Below are 14,031 nucleotides of genomic sequence, written 5' to 3'. Positions count from 1 at the left end.
GGGGTCGAGTTTCGGTCGTCCCCTCGTCAGGTGTCTTGAACGCTGTTGCGGTACGCCGCCGGGGTCACCCCCAGTACGCGGCGGAACCAGCGGGTCAGGTGCGCCTGGTCGGCGAAGCCCACCAGGCCCGCCACCTCGGCCGGGTGCAGTCCGGCCTCCAGCAGGCCTCGTGCCCGCGTCACCCGGTGCTGGGCCAGCCACGCGTACGGCGGTACCCCCATCGCCGTACGGAACGCCCGTAGGAGCTGGTAGCGGGAGAGGCCGAGGTCGGACGCGAGTAGGGCCAGGGAAGGCGGGGCCGTCAGTTCGTCCGCCAGGCGGTCGCGGACCGTCAGGGCAAGGGTGGCCGCGCCGGGGATGTGGTGCGAGACCGGTCTTGCCGTGGAGTGGCGGTGGGACAGGGCCGTCAGGAGCCAGGGGAGGCGGGATTCGACTTCCAAGGGGTCGGGGCACGCGCTGAGTTCCGTGTGGGTCACGCGCAGGGCCTTGGCCAGTTCGGGGTCCTCCAGGAGTGGTTCGCGGAAGTGCGGGAGGGTGCCCAGGGTGCCGTCCGCCAGTAGGGACGGCTCCGCGTACAGGGCTCGGTACGCGTAGCCGTCGGTGGGGGTGCCTGGGCCGCCCGTGTGCATCTCGCCGGGTTCGAGGACGACGATCGTGCCGGGGCCGGTGCGGATGTGGCCGCCGCGGTAGTCGATCACCTCGGAGCCGCCCACGCAGACGCCGATCGTGTACTCGTCGTGGGCGTGCGGGGCGTAGGTGTGCCGGTGGAAGTTCGCGGTCAGGAGGTCGAGCGGGGGGCCGCAACGGCCCAGTCGCGCTCTCGTCCACAGCGCCTGTTCCGCCATCGCACGCTCCCCTGCCGTACTTCCTGCTAAGGGTGCAACGCCTTCAGGCCCCGCTTCCATGCCGCGTCCAGGTCGGCGTCGGCCGGAAACCGGCCGTGGATCTCCAGGATCACCATGCCGTGGGCGAAGGCCCAGGCCGCGCGGGCCAGGTCCAGGTCCCCGGCGCAGGCCCGCAGCAGGGGAAGGGCGGCCCGGTCTTCGAGGCCTTCGGGGAGTTCGGTGCGCGGGAGGGGCTGTTCCGTGGCCAGGCAGTACAGGTGGGGGTGGGTGAGGGCGTAGGCGCGGTAGGCCTCGGCCAGCGCTTCCAGGGAGCCGGGGGTGTGGGCCTCGGCCGCCTCCAGGGCCTCGGCCGATTCCGTCAGCATCTGTGCCGTCAGCTCGACCTCTACTGCGTGCTTGTCGGGGAAGTGCTTGTAGAGGGACGGGGCCTTGATACCGAGGCGGTCGGCCAGGCTGCGCATGGTGAGGGCGGCGGCCCCGGACTCCTCCAGGAGGGCCCGCGCCGCCGTCGCGATCTCTCGTGCCCTCGGCGTCAGACGCTCAGCCACGCTGGAAGCCCTCCTTCGTCCGCAGTCCGTATCCGAAGGCGCGATCGTACGAGATGTGGGCCAGCCAGCCGCACAGCGCCGCGAAGGCGGGGGCCCAGGTGAAGGGGCCGAACGCGTACGCCGCCATGAGCGCCAGCGGGACCAGGGCCCGGTGCATCGCGTTGTAGTACGGCACCGCGCGCGGCGCCAGTTGACCCTTCGCCATGTGCGGTGCCGCGTCCAGCGCGACCAGGAAGGTGAGGTCCGGCAGGACGAGGAGGACGAGCGCGAGGGTGCCGGCGAGCCAGCCGTGGTTCATGGCCTCCAGCACCGCGAAGGCGGACCAGAACAGGGCTCCCGCGAGCCAGGCCGTGCGGCACAGGACGGTGAGGGGTGAGGTGGCACTCGTGGTCGTGGCGGACATGGCTGCCTCCGGGGTCGTACGGCGCGGGGCCGGATTGGCTAACGTCGTTAGCCATGACGGTATGGCTAACAGCGTTAGCCGTCAAGGGGGCGGCGGCCAGGGGTCGACCGAGGGAGTCGACCGAGGGAGTCGACTAGGAGGTCGCCCGCTCCAGCGCGGCGAACGCAGCCTCCAGCCGGGCGTGGTGATCCTCCGCGACCTCCTCCACCGGATCCCCGGCCATCAGCCGGCGCGCCGAGGTGACGTACACCGTGCGGTACGCGGCGACCGTCAGGGCGGCCAGCAGGTACGGGTCGGCCACTTCCGTTTCGGCCAGGGCCGCGGCCAGGGCGGACTCGACCTCCTCGACCCCCTCGCGGGCGCGGGCACGCAAGGCCGGTGAGTCGATGACGACCCGCCAGAAGTGCACGAACCTCTCCGCCACGGCACTCAACGGGTGCCGCTCGTCGAGGAGTCGGAGCGCGAGGCGGTGCAGGGCGGCCAGCGGGGGCTCGCCGGGGGCGCGGTCGCGTACGGCCACGGCGAACAGTTCGGCCGCCTCGGGGATGCGGTCGAGGAACAGGTCCTCCTTGCGCGGGAAGTAGTTGAAGACGGTCATGGTGGACACGCCTGCCTCGCGGGCCACCTCGGCGACCGTCACCGCGTCGAAGCCGCGTTGCGCGAAGAGCAGCGTGGCGATGTCCGAGATCCGCTGCCGCGTCTCCCGCTTCTTGCGCTCCCTCAGAGAAGGCTCTGGACCCCGGCCCTTGTTCATGGAAAAAACTATAGCCGCTCGAAATTTTTAGTGACTACAGTGAAACCATGACGGCGAGCGAGAACATGACGACGGATTACGACGTGGTGGTGGCCGGCGCCGGCCCGGTGGGGCTCTTCCTCGGCTGTGAGCTGGGGCTCGGCGGGGCTCGGGTGCTGGTCGTGGAGAGACTGACCGAGGTCGACGAGACGATCAAGGCGGGCGCGGTCAACATCCCGAGCGCGGTGGCGTTCTACCGGAGGGGCCTGCTGCCGGAGATGGCGGCGGTGTGGGAGGCGGCGCTGGAACGGATGCGCACCTTCCGGAAGGACGGCGGCGAAGGCGACCGGCCCCGCGTGCCCCCCAAGTTCGCCGGGCACTTCGCCGGGATCATGATGGACCCCGATCTTTTCGACGGGTCCGACCCGCTGTGGGCCGAGGTCGGCCCGGCCGCCGAGGCCGGTCTCGGTGTGCCGCAGGCCGAGCTGGAGCGGATCCTGGCCCGGCGGGCCGCACAGCTGGGCGTCGAGGTGCGCCGGGGCGTGGAGCTGACCGGCTTCACGGCGGACGCCGACGGGCACTCGGACGGGGGCGGGCACGGCCACGCGGAGGGGGACGCGGACGGGCACGGGGCGACCGTGCACATCCTTGATCGCGAGAGTGGCCCCGAGGAGATCCGGGCCCGCTGGCTCGTGGGGTGCGACGGCGGTCGTAGCACCGTCCGCAAGCTCGCCGGGTTCGACTTCCCGGGTACGGACCCGGAGATCACCGGCTACCAGGCGGTGGTGGAGATGACCGGCACCGAGCGACTGGGCGCGGGCTGGAACACGACCGACGTCGGGACCTACGTCCACGGGCCCTTCCCGGGCCGCGTCCTGAGTGTGGAGTTCGACGGGCCCCCGGCCGACCGGTCGGCGCCCGTCACCGCCGAGGAGCTGCAGGCCAGCCTGCGCCGGGTGTCGGGCGTGCCGGAGGTGAGCATCACGAAGGTGGTCACGGCGACCCGGTTCACCGACAACGCCCGCCAGGTCACGGACTACCGCAGGGGCCGGGTGCTGCTCGCCGGCGACGCGGCGCATGTGCACTCGCCGTTCGGCGGGCAGGGGCTCAACCTCGGCATCGGGGACGCGATGAACCTCGGCTGGAAGCTCGCTGCCGTGGTGCGCGGCCGGGCGCCCGAGGCGCTGCTGGACACCTACACCGCCGAACGGCACCCGCTCGGTGCCTGGGTGCTCGACTGGACCCGCGCCCAGATCGCGCTGATGCGCCCCGACCGGCACGCCCGGGCCCTGCGCCGGGTGGTGACCGACATGGCCCTGACCACCACCGGCACCACCTATCTGGTCACGCAGATCTCCGGGGTCTGGCAGCGGTACGACCTGCCCGGCGACCATCCGCTGACCGGCCGCAGCGCCCCCGACCTGGAACTCGCCGACGGCACCCGGCTCGGCGAGCATCTGCACACCGGCCGGGCCCTGCTGCTCGACCTCGCGGACGACTCCGAGCTACGCGCCCGCGCCGAGGGGTACGGCGACCGGCTGGACATCCTTACCGTTGCCTGCCCGGGCCGGCCGGACCTGGCCGCGCTGTTCATACGGCCCGACGGGTTCACGGCATGGGCGACGGACGGACAGGAGGGCGGCAAGGCCCTGCCCGAGGTCCTGGAGCGCTGGCTCGGCGCACCCACCGACACCGCCCGGCCCGCCGCTTGACCCTGCCGCGACGTCAACGCCTGTACGGGTCCCATGCGGATCGGAGAACTCGCCTCCGCCGTCGGCGTCACGACACGCGCGGCGCGGCACTACGGCGAGCGTGATCCGTCTGCACGCCGAGGACCCGGACGGCCTCGTACGGGCCCTCACGCGGGTGTGAACAGGATCTTCGCCCTGCCCGGATCCGCTCGGACGAGGCGGACCCGCAGGCGTTCGCCGAGCGGCAGGTGCTCACCCTCGATCCGGCCGATCACGGCCGGGGACTCCAACTGCACGGTGCCGACGGTCGGTTCGTGGTCGGAGAGGTCGACCACGCAGCCGTCGAAGACGTCTCCGACCCGGTCCTTGAGGAGGGCTGCCTCGACGATGTCGACGCACTCCCGCTCGACCGTGCCCGCGCGGCGGGTGCCGTCGGCCATCTGCTGGGGCAGGGCGTCGAGTGCGGCAAGGACCCAGTCGGGCGGGGTGCGGCCGGCGGCGGCCGCGAGGCAGAGTTCGGCGGCGTAGCGGTCGGCGAGGCGGCGCAGCGGGGCGGTGCAGTGGGCGTAGGGGGCGGCGACGGCGGCGTGGGTGGTGATCGCGGGCAGGTTGCCGTCCCGGAAGACGGTGTAGCCCGCGCCGCGCAGCAGGGTCGTGCACTCCTGGAGGAAGGCCGCATGGCGCGGGTCGTGCGGGTCGAGGGTGCGGATCAGCGCCGCGTACGACACATGGTGCGGCCAGTCGATGCGCAGGGCGACCGCGGTACGGCGCAGCCGGGCCACGGCGCCGTCGGGCGCGGCTGGGAGGGTGCGCAGGATGCCGGTGCCGGTGGCCGTCATCAGGTCCGCCGCGGCCATGCCGGTGAGCAGGGAGAGCTGGGCGTTCCAGCCGTCGGCGGGCAGCGGGGCGCGAAAGGCCAGCTCGTAGCCGTGGTCCCGTTCGGTGATCTCCTGCTCGGGGACGCCCAGCGAGATGCCGCCGCGCTCCACCTCCAGGCGCTCCCGGGCCAGCCCGATCTCCTTGAGCAGCGCGACCGGCTCCTCGGCCGTGCCGCTGTCGATCTGCCGCTGCACGTCCGCGTAGTCGAGCTTCGCCCGGCTGCGCACCAGGGCCCGGCGCACGTCGACGGCGACGGTACGGCCCTCCGCGTCCAGGTCGAGCGTCCACAGCACGGCGGGCCGGGTCCGGTCGGGCAGCAGGCTCCCGGCACCCTCGCTGAGCACGGCGGGGTGCAGCGGGACCTTCTGGTCGGGGAAGTAGAGGGTGTTCACCCGCTTGTGCGCCTCCGAGTCGAGGCGTCCGCCGGGTACGACGAAGGCGGCGACGTCGGCGATGGCGTACCGGACCCGGAAGCCGGTGCCCTGCCGGGAGAGGTGCGTCGCCTGGTCGAGGTCGGTGGAGCCGGGCGGGTCGACGGTGAAGAAGGGGAGGTCCGTGGCGTCGTACGACGGGAGGGTGGGCGCCTGTGCCGACCGCTCGGCCTCCGCCTGGACCTCGGCCGGGAAGACGTCCGGTATGCCGAGTTCGGCGCGGAGCGCGGCGAGGGCGGCCCGGAGAGGGACCTCGGGGGCGCCGGTCACGCGGATCTTGCGGCGGGGCATGTGTCGAGCGTAGGTCGAAGGCGCTGGGGCAGCACCCCGTACCCTGGCGCAGAACCGGAGAGAAGGAGTACCACCCGTGCTTGTCCTGCTGCCGCCCTCGGAAGGCAAGGCGTCCTCGGGCCGTGGCGCCCCGCTGAAGCTGGAGTCGCTGTCCCTGCCGGGGCTGAGCGACGCGCGGGAGGCGGTGCTCGCGGAGCTGGTCGAACTGTGCGCCGGGGACCCCGAGCAGAACGAGAAGGCGCGCGAGGTGCTCGGGCTGAGCGAGGGGCTGCGCGGCGAGGTCGCGAAGAACGCCGGACTGCGCACGGCCGGGGCCCGGCCCGCCGGGGAGATCTACACGGGTGTGCTGTACGACGCCCTCGACCTGGCCACCCTCGACGCGGCCGCGAAGAAGCGGGCCGCACGGTCTCTGCTGGTGTTCTCGGGGCTGTGGGGCGCGGTGCGCGTCAACGACCGCATCCCCTCCTACCGGTGCTCGATGGGCGTGAAGCTGCCGGGGCTCGGGGCGCTGGGCGCCCACTGGCGGACGCCGATGGCCTTGGTGCTGCCCGAGGCCGCCGGGGACGGGCTCGTCCTGGACCTGCGTTCCGCCGCGTACGCGGCCGCCTGGAAGCCGAAGGGTGAGGTGGCCGGGCGTACGGCGACCGTACGGGTGCTGCACGCGCCGACCCGGAAGGTCGTCAGCCACTTCAACAAGGCGACGAAGGGGCGGATCGTACGGAGCCTGCTGTCGGCCGGAGCCGCGCCGAAGGGTCCGGCCGAGCTGGTGGAGGCGCTGCGGGACCTCGGGTACGTCGTGGAGGCCCAGGCGCCGGCGAAGGCGGGGCAGGCATGGTCGCTGGACGTGCTGGTGGAGGAGATCCACTGAGCCTTCCCTGACACCCCCCTTGAGTGTTGCAACATATGCAATGCCCTTTGCGTAGCCTGCATCACGTCGGCAGGATGAGCGGCATGCCCTCGTCTGTGCTGGACCTCGCGCCCGTCGTGCCCGTCGTCGTCATCGAGGACGCCGCCGACGCCGTACCGCTCGCCCGTGCGCTGGTGGCCGGCGGGCTGCCCGCGATCGAGGTGACGCTGCGGACGCCGGCCGCGCTGGACGCGATCCGCGCGGTCGCCGGTGAGGTGCCGGACGCGGTGGTCGGGGCGGGCACGGTGATCGCGCCGGAGCAGGTGGGCGCATGTGTGGCGGCCGGGGCGCGGTTCCTGGTCAGCCCCGGCTGGACGGACGTGCTGCTGACGGCGATGCGGGCGTCCGGGGTGCCGTTCCTGCCGGGGGTGTCGACCACCTCGGAGGTGGTGGCACTGCTGGAGCGCGGGGTGCGCGAGATGAAGTTCTTCCCCGCGCAGGCGGCGGGCGGTACCGCCTACCTGAGGTCCCTGGCCGGTCCGTTGCCGCAGGCCCGCTTCTGCCCGACGGGCGGGATCGGGCCCGCGACCGCGCCGGAGTATCTGTCCCTTCCCAACGTCGGCTGCGTGGGCGGGAGTTGGATGGTCCCGGCGGACGCGATGGCCGCCGGGGACTGGGCCCGGATCGAGGAGCTGGCGCGGACCGCCGCCGGGCTCAGGGACGCAGGTGGGACGTGTCGTTGAACAGCCGCACGCTCGCGTTGCCGTCCGCGTAGTAGGCCACCGCCGACAGGGAGGCGGCGGAGAGTTCCATGCGGAACAGCGATTCGGGCGGGGCGCCCAGGGCAAGGCGCACGAGGGTCTTGATCGGGGTGACGTGGGTGACCAGCAGGACCGTGCGGCCCGCGTGGGCCGCGACCAGCTTCTCCCTGGTGGTCTCCATCCGGGTGGCGGTCTCCGCGAAGCTCTCGCCGCCGCCGGTGGGGTGGGCCTCGGGGTCGGCGAGCCAGGCGTTCAGGTCGTCCGGGTGGCGCTCTCGGACCTCGCCGAAGGTGAGGCCCTCCCAAGCACCGAAGTCGGTCTCCCGCAGGCCGTCCTCGATCGTGACGTCCAGGCCGAGGCGGGCGGCGACGATGCCGGCGGTCTCGCGGGTGCGGGCGAGAGGGGAGGCGAGGATCGTCTGGATCGTGCCTCGCCTGGCGAGTGCCTCTGCTGCTCGGTGGGCCTGCTCGCGGCCCGCGTCCGAGAGGGAGGGGTTGGTGCCGCCGCTGCCCGAGAAGCGTTTCTGGGGGGTGAGGGGGGTTTCGCCGTGGCGGAGCAGGACGAAGGTGGCGGGGGCGCCGAGGTCGGGAGCGGCGCTCCAGCCGGGGGTGCTGGTGCGGTGCTGCTCGTCGGGGGTGGTAGGTCGCTGCTCGCTGGGAGGTGCGCCTTCCTTTGGGACGGGCGCCGCCCCAGCGGCACGGCTGCCCGCAGCTGCGTCGGCTGCACGGCTGCCCGTAGCTGCGTCGGCTGCTGCGGCATCGGCTGCCCGGCCTTGCGCCATTGCCGCCCGCGCCTTCGCCGCGCCCGCTGCCGCGTCCCCCGGTGGGCCCGAGGGCTCGGGGACGGGGCGCGGGGTATCCAGGGCAGCCCTGGACCCGGACGAGGACCACTGGCCGCCCTTGGCTCCCGCGTCCATGGCCTCGTTGGCCAGGCGGTCGGCGTATTTGTTCTGTTCGCGGGGGATCCACTCGTAGGTGATCCGGTCCGCGGGGAAGACCTGGCCCGCCTCCGCCGCGAGGGGCTTCATGGAGGGGTGCTTGATCTTCCAGCGGCCCGACATCTGCTCGATGACGAGCTTGGAGTCCATGCGGACGTGGATCCGGGCGGTGGGGTCGAGAGCGTGCGCGGCGCGCAGGCCGGCCAGCAGGCCCCGGTACTCGGCCACGTTGTTCGTGGCGATGCCGATGTACTCCGCGACCTCCGCCAGGGCCTCCCCCGTCGCCGCGTCGATCACCACGGACCCGTAGCCCGCGGGCCCCGGGTTGCCCCGCGACCCGCCGTCGGCCTCGACGATGAACTCCCGCACCGCCCCGGCCCCTTACAGACCCGACTCGGCCGTACGCACCAGGATGCGGCGGCAGTTCTCGCAGCGGACCACCGTGTCCGGCGCCGCCGAACGGATCTCGTTCAGCTCGGTGATGGCCAGCTCCTGGCGGCAGCCCTGGCAGGTGCGGGCGTACAGCTTGGCCGCACCGATGCCGCCCTGCTGCTCGCGCAGCTTGTCGTACAGCTTGAGCAGGTCCGCGGGGACGGAGGCGGCGATGACCTCGCGCTCCTTGGTCACCGAGGCGACCTCACCGTCGATCTCCTCGAAGGCCGAGTCCCGGCGGGCGCCCGCGTCGTCGATCTTCGACTGCACGGACCCGACCCGCCCGGTCAGCTCGGTCACCCGCTCCTGCGCGCTCTCCCGGCGCTCCATGACCTCGAGGACGATGTCCTCCAGGTCGCCCTGACGCTTGGCGAGGGAGGTGATCTCGTGCTGGAGGTTGGACAGGTCCTTCGGCGAGGTCACGGCGCCGGAGTCCAGGCGCTGCTGGTCGCGGGCGGCGCGCTGGCGCACCTGGTCCACGTCCTGCTCGGCCTTGGTCTGCTCGCGGGCGCAGTCGCTCTCCTCGGTCTGCGCGGCAACCAGCAGGTCGCGCAGCTGCGTCAGGTCCTTGTTCAGCGACTCGATCTCGGCGTGCTCGGGCAGCGACCTCCGCTTGTGTGCCAGCTGCTGCAGGCGGACGTCTAGGGCCTGGACGTCGAGGAGTCGGATCTGGTCGGCGGGCGCGGCGTTCAGTTGGGGGCTCCCGGTTAGCTAGTGGTGACGTTGGACGCCGCGTGGGCGGTCCAGGGGTCGGTGACCGTCTTGGACACGTGGACGCGCAGGTCCCAGCCGTGGCGGTCGGAGATCTCGTCGAGCTGGGTTGCGGCCAGCTCGCACCAGGGCCACTCGGTGGCCCAGTGCGCCGCGTCGAGCAGCGCGAGGGGGCCGTGGGCCACCGCCTCGGAGGCGGGGTGGTGGCGCAGATCGGCGGTGAGGAAGGCGTCGACACCGGCCGCGCGGACCTGGTCGAAGAGGCTGTCGCCGGAACCGCCGCTGACGGCGACCGTGCGGACGACGGCCTCGGGGTCGCCGGCCACCCGGATGCCCTGGGCGGTGGCGGGCAGCCGCTCGGCGGCGCGGGCGGCCAGCTCGCGCACGGTCAGCGGGTGGTCGAGTTCGCAGACGCGACCCAGGCCCCGGCGGCCCTCGGGGTCGGTCGGGTCCGGCACGAGGGGGCGTACGACACGGAGGTCGAGCGCGCCGGCGAGGGCGTCCGAGACGCCCGGGTCGGCGGTGTCGGCGTTGGTGTGGGCGACGTGCAGCGCGATGTCGTTCTTGATCAGCTTGTGCACGATCCGGCCCTTGAAGTGCGTGGCCGCGACCGTGGTCGTACCGCGCAGGTAGAGCGGATGGTGGGTGACGAGCAGGTCGGCGCCCAGCTTCACCGCCTCGTCGACGATGTCCTGCACCGGGTCGACGGCGAACAGGACCCGGGTGACCTCCTGGTCGGGGTCGCCCACGACCGTGCCGACCGCGTCCCAGGACTCGGCCCGCTCGGCGGGCCACAGGTTCTCCAGCGCGGCGATGACTTCAGACAGACGGGGCACGGGGAAAAGGCTACCTGGCCGTTCTGCCGGGCTGTACCGCATCCGCTCCCGCTGGTCCCGCTCAGCACAAACGCCCCGACCTCCTCAGAGGAATCGCTTCTGCACCACCCGTATGTGTGAAGCCGGGGCCGGGCGATCCCACGCCTGCGCGTGCGATAACTAGCTTCGTCGCCGGAGGTGACCGAACGATGACTGCCTGTGCGATCGAACCCCCCTCCACCGGCGAGGACGACGGTGTGCCGGGGAAGCGGTGCGCCATCACGGCGGACGGCGCGTACGCGGCCCGTCTCGCGCTGGGCGGCGACTCCTGGTTCCCGGAGCGCTGGACCCTGGACGGCCCGGAGCCGTACGCGGTGCCGCTGCCCGGCAACCAGCCGGAGGAGCCCGGCACCCAGGTGCAGCCGATGGCGGACGGACGGGTGCTGATCCAGCGGCTGGTGGAGCGCCGGCACACCTTCTCGCTGCTGTACCCGACCGGCCCCGACACCGGCGAGCTGCCGCTGGGCGCGGTGGAGTGTCCGGAGCCGGGCACCCGGCTCACGCTGCTGCCGCCGGCGCCGGGCGGGGTGCGCGCGTACGCCCTCGCGGTCGGTCCGCGTGCGAGCGCGGTGTGGCTGGTGGCTGGCGGCACCTTCGGGCCCGAGCAGCTGGCGGAGGTGCCGGGGCGCTGCTCGGGCGGGGTCTGGCTGGACCGTGGCGGGCGGATGCTCGCGGTGGACCGGGAACTGGGCGGGCGCACCAAGACGGTCGTGATCGACCTGGAGCGCGGCGGCGAGATCTCGCCCCTGCTGCAGATCACGGAGGGCAGCGACGACCGGTTGCTGCTGGCCGACCCGGACAGCGGGCTGCTGCTGATCTCCTCGGACGCGCCCTCCCCCGGGCAGGAACGATTGGGCTGGGGGGTCATGGGCAGCATGTTGCCGGTGCGCTTCCCGGAGTGTCTGCGGCTCCAGGACTGCGCGGTGACGCCGTTCGCGATCCAGCCGGGGCAGGTGCTGATGCCGGAGAGCTGCGCGGTGGCGCTGCGTATCGAGGGGCCGTTCGGCGGCTGGGTCGGCATCTGGCGGCCGGCCGAGCGACAGGTGCGTCATCTCCCAGCGCCCGAGGGGTGGTTGACCGGGGCCGGGCTGTGGACGCAGGACGGGGTGCTGCGGCTGCCGTACGCCACGGGGGAGGTCCCGTGCGGCGTGGCGGAGCTGACGGCGCCCATGGAGGACGCGGGTCCGGGGGATCCGGTCCGGAACGGCACGGCTGCCGGGGTGCCCGAGGCGCCCTGGGAGGCGGCGGAACCGGAGCCTCCGGGACCGGTGACGGTCCGTCCGGTACCGCTGCAACAGGCGCCTCTCGGGGGCGAGTAGAAACCGCGCGGAGAGCGCAGTTCGGCGTCACATGATGTGGCACCCGGGCTGACGGCTGGTCGCTGTGGCGCGTGGATGAGGTGAGTGCCCCAAGGGTGGGGTTCGTGCGCTCGGATGTGGAGCGGTTCTCGGAGCGGTACAGCAGAGTGTGCCCTGCGTCCGCGAGGCGCGGGGCGAACTGGTGACCGAGGAGCCGGAACAGGCCGAAGATCATCGGTCCAGGAGCGCCGTCATCTGCGCGACCGGCAGCGACGGGCTGGTGGCCCCGGCCCCGCCCACGTGGGGCAGTGCGCACGCGGCCACCGCGTCCGAATGGCTCACCGCACCGGGCCTACAAGAGGCGCGGGCCGACGGTGGCACCTACCTTCACCAGAGGGCGACAGCTCCCGCAATTCTGACAAAGGTGCAAGGGGCGCGAGGAGACGGGACATGGCGGAGAGACGACCGGGTGCTCGCCGGGGGAGAAGACGGCTGAGCCGCACCACAGGGGCCTGCGTGCTGGCCGCGGGGTTGGCCTTCGCCATCTGCTCGCCCCCCGCCGCGGCCGGTCCCCGACCGGACCGGCCGCGGCTGTGCGCGACGAAGCCCGCTCCCCCGACCGGCAGTGCGACCACCCCGCCGCCGATCACTTCGGGCAGCGACGTGTGGAGCTTCGTCTCCGCGCCGGAGCTTCACCCTCAGAAGGTCACGGTGACTGCGCACAAGCCCGGAACGGCGCCCGGCAAGATCTTCGTCGGCCCCTATGCCATCGGCGCCCCCGTGGTCGGTCAGACGGGGGCACTGATCTCCGACAACTCCGGCGATCCGGTCTGGTACCGCCCCCTGTCCTCCCCCGACCTCCAGAACGCCGACTTCAAGGTTCAGACCTATCACCATCCCGAGAGCGGCAAAGCTCAGCCGGTGCTGACCTGGTGGCAGGGATCCATCGCCATTCCGCCCACGTACACGAACCTGCCGGGCGGCGCTCCCGAACCGGGCGGGTGCTACTACATCTACGACAATCACTACCGCCTGATCACCACGGTCTCCGCCCAGCACGGCTTCAACGCGGACGAGCACGAATTCCTCCTGACCCGCAGGGGGACCGCACTGTTCATCGCGACCAAGCCGGTCCCCATGGATCTCCGCCCCTACGGGGGTCCGAAGGACGGGGCCATCCTGGACAGCGAGATCCAGGAAGTCGACCTGAAAACAAGGAAGCTCGTCTTCTCATGGGACCTGCTGGACCACCTGGACCCCGCCGATTCCGAGGTGCCGGCCTCCGACGCGGCGACGTCAGGCGGGGTATGGGACGCCTACCACCTGAACTCGGTCGACGAGGGTTCCGGAGGTGAGCTGTTGATCTCGGTCCGGAACTTCTGGGCGATCTACGACATCTCCGGGAGGACGAAAAAGATCCGGTGGCAACTCGGTGGCAAGAAGAGCGACTTCACCTTCGGACCCGACGCGAAATTCTACTGGCAGCACGACGCGCGATTCCGGCCGGGAAACCGGATCAGCCTGTTCGACGACGGCTGCTGCAACCAGCCGGGCGGCTCACCGGAACAGGAGTCCCACGGCCTGATCCTGGACCTGGACTTCGACAACCACACCGCGACCGCCGCGCGGACCTACTATCACCAGCCACCGCTGTTCTCGGCATCCCAAGGGAACACCCAGGCCCTCGCCAACGGCAACGAGTTCATCGGATGGGGCCAGAGTTCGTACTACTCGGAATACGCCCACGCGGGGAACACGGAGGGCAACGGCTCGAAGAACCTGCTCTACGACGTGAAGCTGCCGGGTTCGAACATCTCGTACCGGGCCTTCCGGAACACGTGGGTGGGCGAGCCCTACTATCCGCCGAGCGCGGCGGCGAAGACCGACGGCGGGCACAGTGTCGTCTACGCCTCCTGGAACGGTTCGACGCAGACCAGAGCGTGGCGGGTGCTCGCGGGACCGGACCCCGCTTCCCTGTCGGTGGTCGAGCGGCACGCCGCGCGGACCGGGTTCGAGACGGCGGTCCCGACGGCCGATCCAGGACCGTACTTCCAGGTCAAGGCGTTGGATGAAGAGGGGCACGTCCTCAAGTCCTCCGACGTCGTGACCCTGACCCGTTGACGGCCGGCCCTTCGAAGACGGCGATCCTGCTCGGCGACGACCGCCCTTCTCGGCCGACTTGTAACGAAGTAGCACCGGTCGGCGTGCCCGCCTGGATTCGGCCCGCGGTGTGCCGGTTACACTCGCCGCGCTGTAAGAGATCTTGTTGACGGGGTGAATTCTTCCGATGAGCGACACCAGCACGACTCAACCGCTGTCTGCCGACTCTCAGGACGCGGCCGGACACGG

At 72.1% G+C, this 14,031-nt stretch carries 13 protein-coding genes; 5 read left to right on the top strand and 8 right to left on the bottom strand.

Going from position 1 to position 14,031, the window contains the following annotated elements; all coding sequences use genetic code 11:
* Positions 1-26: 26 nt before the first annotated feature.
* The 4 genes from ACIF83_RS29760 to ACIF83_RS29745 all read right to left on the bottom strand — a co-directional run bounded on the left by ACIF83_RS29760 (position 27) and on the right by ACIF83_RS29745 (position 2,550).
* The gene (locus tag ACIF83_RS29760) at positions 27-845 is read right to left on the bottom strand and encodes an AraC family ligand binding domain-containing protein (RefSeq protein WP_399731454.1); all 819 of its coding nucleotides are present in this window, start codon (positions 843-845) and stop codon (positions 27-29) included.
* Positions 846-871: 26 nt separating this feature from the next.
* Positions 872-1,381, bottom strand: coding sequence for a TetR/AcrR family transcriptional regulator (locus ACIF83_RS29755; RefSeq protein WP_393466989.1), 510 nt, complete (start codon positions 1,379-1,381; stop codon positions 872-874).
* 4 nt (positions 1,382-1,385) lie between these two features.
* Positions 1,386-1,796 (bottom strand): DUF4260 family protein, encoded by a 411-nt coding sequence (locus tag ACIF83_RS29750; RefSeq protein WP_399731452.1) that lies wholly within the window; start codon positions 1,794-1,796, stop codon positions 1,386-1,388.
* Between the two features lie 133 nt (positions 1,797-1,929).
* Positions 1,930-2,550, bottom strand: a complete 621-nt coding sequence (locus tag ACIF83_RS29745) for a TetR/AcrR family transcriptional regulator (protein ID WP_399731449.1) — start codon at positions 2,548-2,550, stop codon at positions 1,930-1,932.
* 47 nt (positions 2,551-2,597) lie between these two features.
* Here ACIF83_RS29745 and ACIF83_RS29740 point away from each other — a divergent pair, with 47 nt between their 5' ends.
* Complete coding sequence (locus ACIF83_RS29740; RefSeq protein ID WP_399731446.1) at positions 2,598-4,241, top strand: FAD-dependent monooxygenase; 1,644 nt, start codon at positions 2,598-2,600, stop codon at positions 4,239-4,241.
* A gap of 146 nt (positions 4,242-4,387) precedes the next feature.
* Here ACIF83_RS29740 and ACIF83_RS29735 read toward each other — a convergent pair whose 3' ends face one another.
* Entirely contained in the window at positions 4,388-5,821 is a 1,434-nt protein-coding gene (locus ACIF83_RS29735) for an RNB domain-containing ribonuclease (RefSeq protein ID WP_399731443.1), read from the bottom strand.
* A gap of 76 nt (positions 5,822-5,897) precedes the next feature.
* Between ACIF83_RS29735 and yaaA the strand changes: the two genes are divergently transcribed.
* Together yaaA and ACIF83_RS29725 are read left to right on the top strand one after the other, a co-directional pair.
* A complete protein-coding gene (yaaA, locus tag ACIF83_RS29730) occupies positions 5,898-6,689 on the top strand; it encodes a peroxide stress protein YaaA (RefSeq protein WP_399731440.1) in 792 nt (263 codons plus the stop codon).
* A gap of 74 nt (positions 6,690-6,763) precedes the next feature.
* The gene (locus ACIF83_RS29725) at positions 6,764-7,411 is read left to right on the top strand and encodes a bifunctional 4-hydroxy-2-oxoglutarate aldolase/2-dehydro-3-deoxy-phosphogluconate aldolase (RefSeq protein WP_399731437.1); all 648 of its coding nucleotides are present in this window, start codon (positions 6,764-6,766) and stop codon (positions 7,409-7,411) included.
* Here ACIF83_RS29725 and ACIF83_RS29720 read toward each other — a convergent pair.
* From ACIF83_RS29720 to ACIF83_RS29710, 3 genes are read right to left on the bottom strand one after another with little or no spacing between them, the layout of a single operon-like run.
* Entirely contained in the window at positions 7,383-8,735 is a 1,353-nt protein-coding gene (locus tag ACIF83_RS29720) for a bifunctional RNase H/acid phosphatase (protein WP_399731434.1), read from the bottom strand. The genes ACIF83_RS29725 and ACIF83_RS29720 overlap by 29 nt on opposite strands.
* Before the next feature lie 12 nt (positions 8,736-8,747).
* The gene (locus ACIF83_RS29715) at positions 8,748-9,491 is read right to left on the bottom strand and encodes a zinc ribbon domain-containing protein (protein ID WP_393466986.1); all 744 of its coding nucleotides are present in this window, start codon (positions 9,489-9,491) and stop codon (positions 8,748-8,750) included.
* A gap of 14 nt (positions 9,492-9,505) precedes the next feature.
* Positions 9,506-10,345: a Nif3-like dinuclear metal center hexameric protein gene (locus ACIF83_RS29710; RefSeq protein ID WP_398137280.1), complete on the bottom strand. Its 840-nt coding sequence runs from the start codon at positions 10,343-10,345 to the stop codon at positions 9,506-9,508.
* 188 nt (positions 10,346-10,533) lie between these two features.
* Between ACIF83_RS29710 and ACIF83_RS29705 the strand changes: the two genes are divergently transcribed.
* Both ACIF83_RS29705 and ACIF83_RS29700 read left to right on the top strand, forming a co-directional pair.
* Positions 10,534-11,703 (top strand): hypothetical protein, encoded by a 1,170-nt coding sequence (locus ACIF83_RS29705; RefSeq protein ID WP_398137281.1) that lies wholly within the window; start codon positions 10,534-10,536, stop codon positions 11,701-11,703.
* A 429-nt stretch (positions 11,704-12,132) separates the two neighbouring features.
* Complete coding sequence (locus ACIF83_RS29700) at positions 12,133-13,803, top strand: arylsulfotransferase family protein (protein WP_399731430.1); 1,671 nt, start codon at positions 12,133-12,135, stop codon at positions 13,801-13,803.
* The last annotated feature ends 228 nt before the right edge of the window (positions 13,804-14,031 follow it).

The sequence above is a fragment of the Streptomyces sp. NPDC085866 genome (genome assembly GCF_044541035.1).
Lineage (GTDB): Bacteria > Actinomycetota > Actinomycetes > Streptomycetales > Streptomycetaceae > Streptomyces.
This window is presented reverse-complemented; position numbering and strand designations above follow the sequence as displayed.

Bases quoted from the DNA above. Each gene is read 5' to 3' on its own strand.
- ACIF83_RS29760 (WP_399731454.1), bottom strand. From the start codon at position 845: ATGGCGGAACAGGCGCTGTGGACGAGAGCGCGACTGGGCCGTTGCGGC.
- ACIF83_RS29750 (WP_399731452.1), bottom strand. From the start codon at position 1,796: ATGTCCGCCACGACCACGAGTGCCACCTCACCCCTCACCGTCCTGTGC.
- ACIF83_RS29745 (WP_399731449.1), bottom strand. From the start codon at position 2,550: ATGAACAAGGGCCGGGGTCCAGAGCCTTCTCTGAGGGAGCGCAAGAAG.
- ACIF83_RS29740 (WP_399731446.1), top strand. From the start codon at position 2,598: ATGACGGCGAGCGAGAACATGACGACGGATTACGACGTGGTGGTGGCC.
- ACIF83_RS29735 (WP_399731443.1), bottom strand. From the start codon at position 5,821: ATGCCCCGCCGCAAGATCCGCGTGACCGGCGCCCCCGAGGTCCCTCTC.
- ACIF83_RS29725 (WP_399731437.1), top strand. From the start codon at position 6,764: ATGAGCGGCATGCCCTCGTCTGTGCTGGACCTCGCGCCCGTCGTGCCC.
- ACIF83_RS29705 (WP_398137281.1), top strand. From the start codon at position 10,534: ATGACTGCCTGTGCGATCGAACCCCCCTCCACCGGCGAGGACGACGGT.
- ACIF83_RS29700 (WP_399731430.1), top strand. From the start codon at position 12,133: ATGGCGGAGAGACGACCGGGTGCTCGCCGGGGGAGAAGACGGCTGAGC.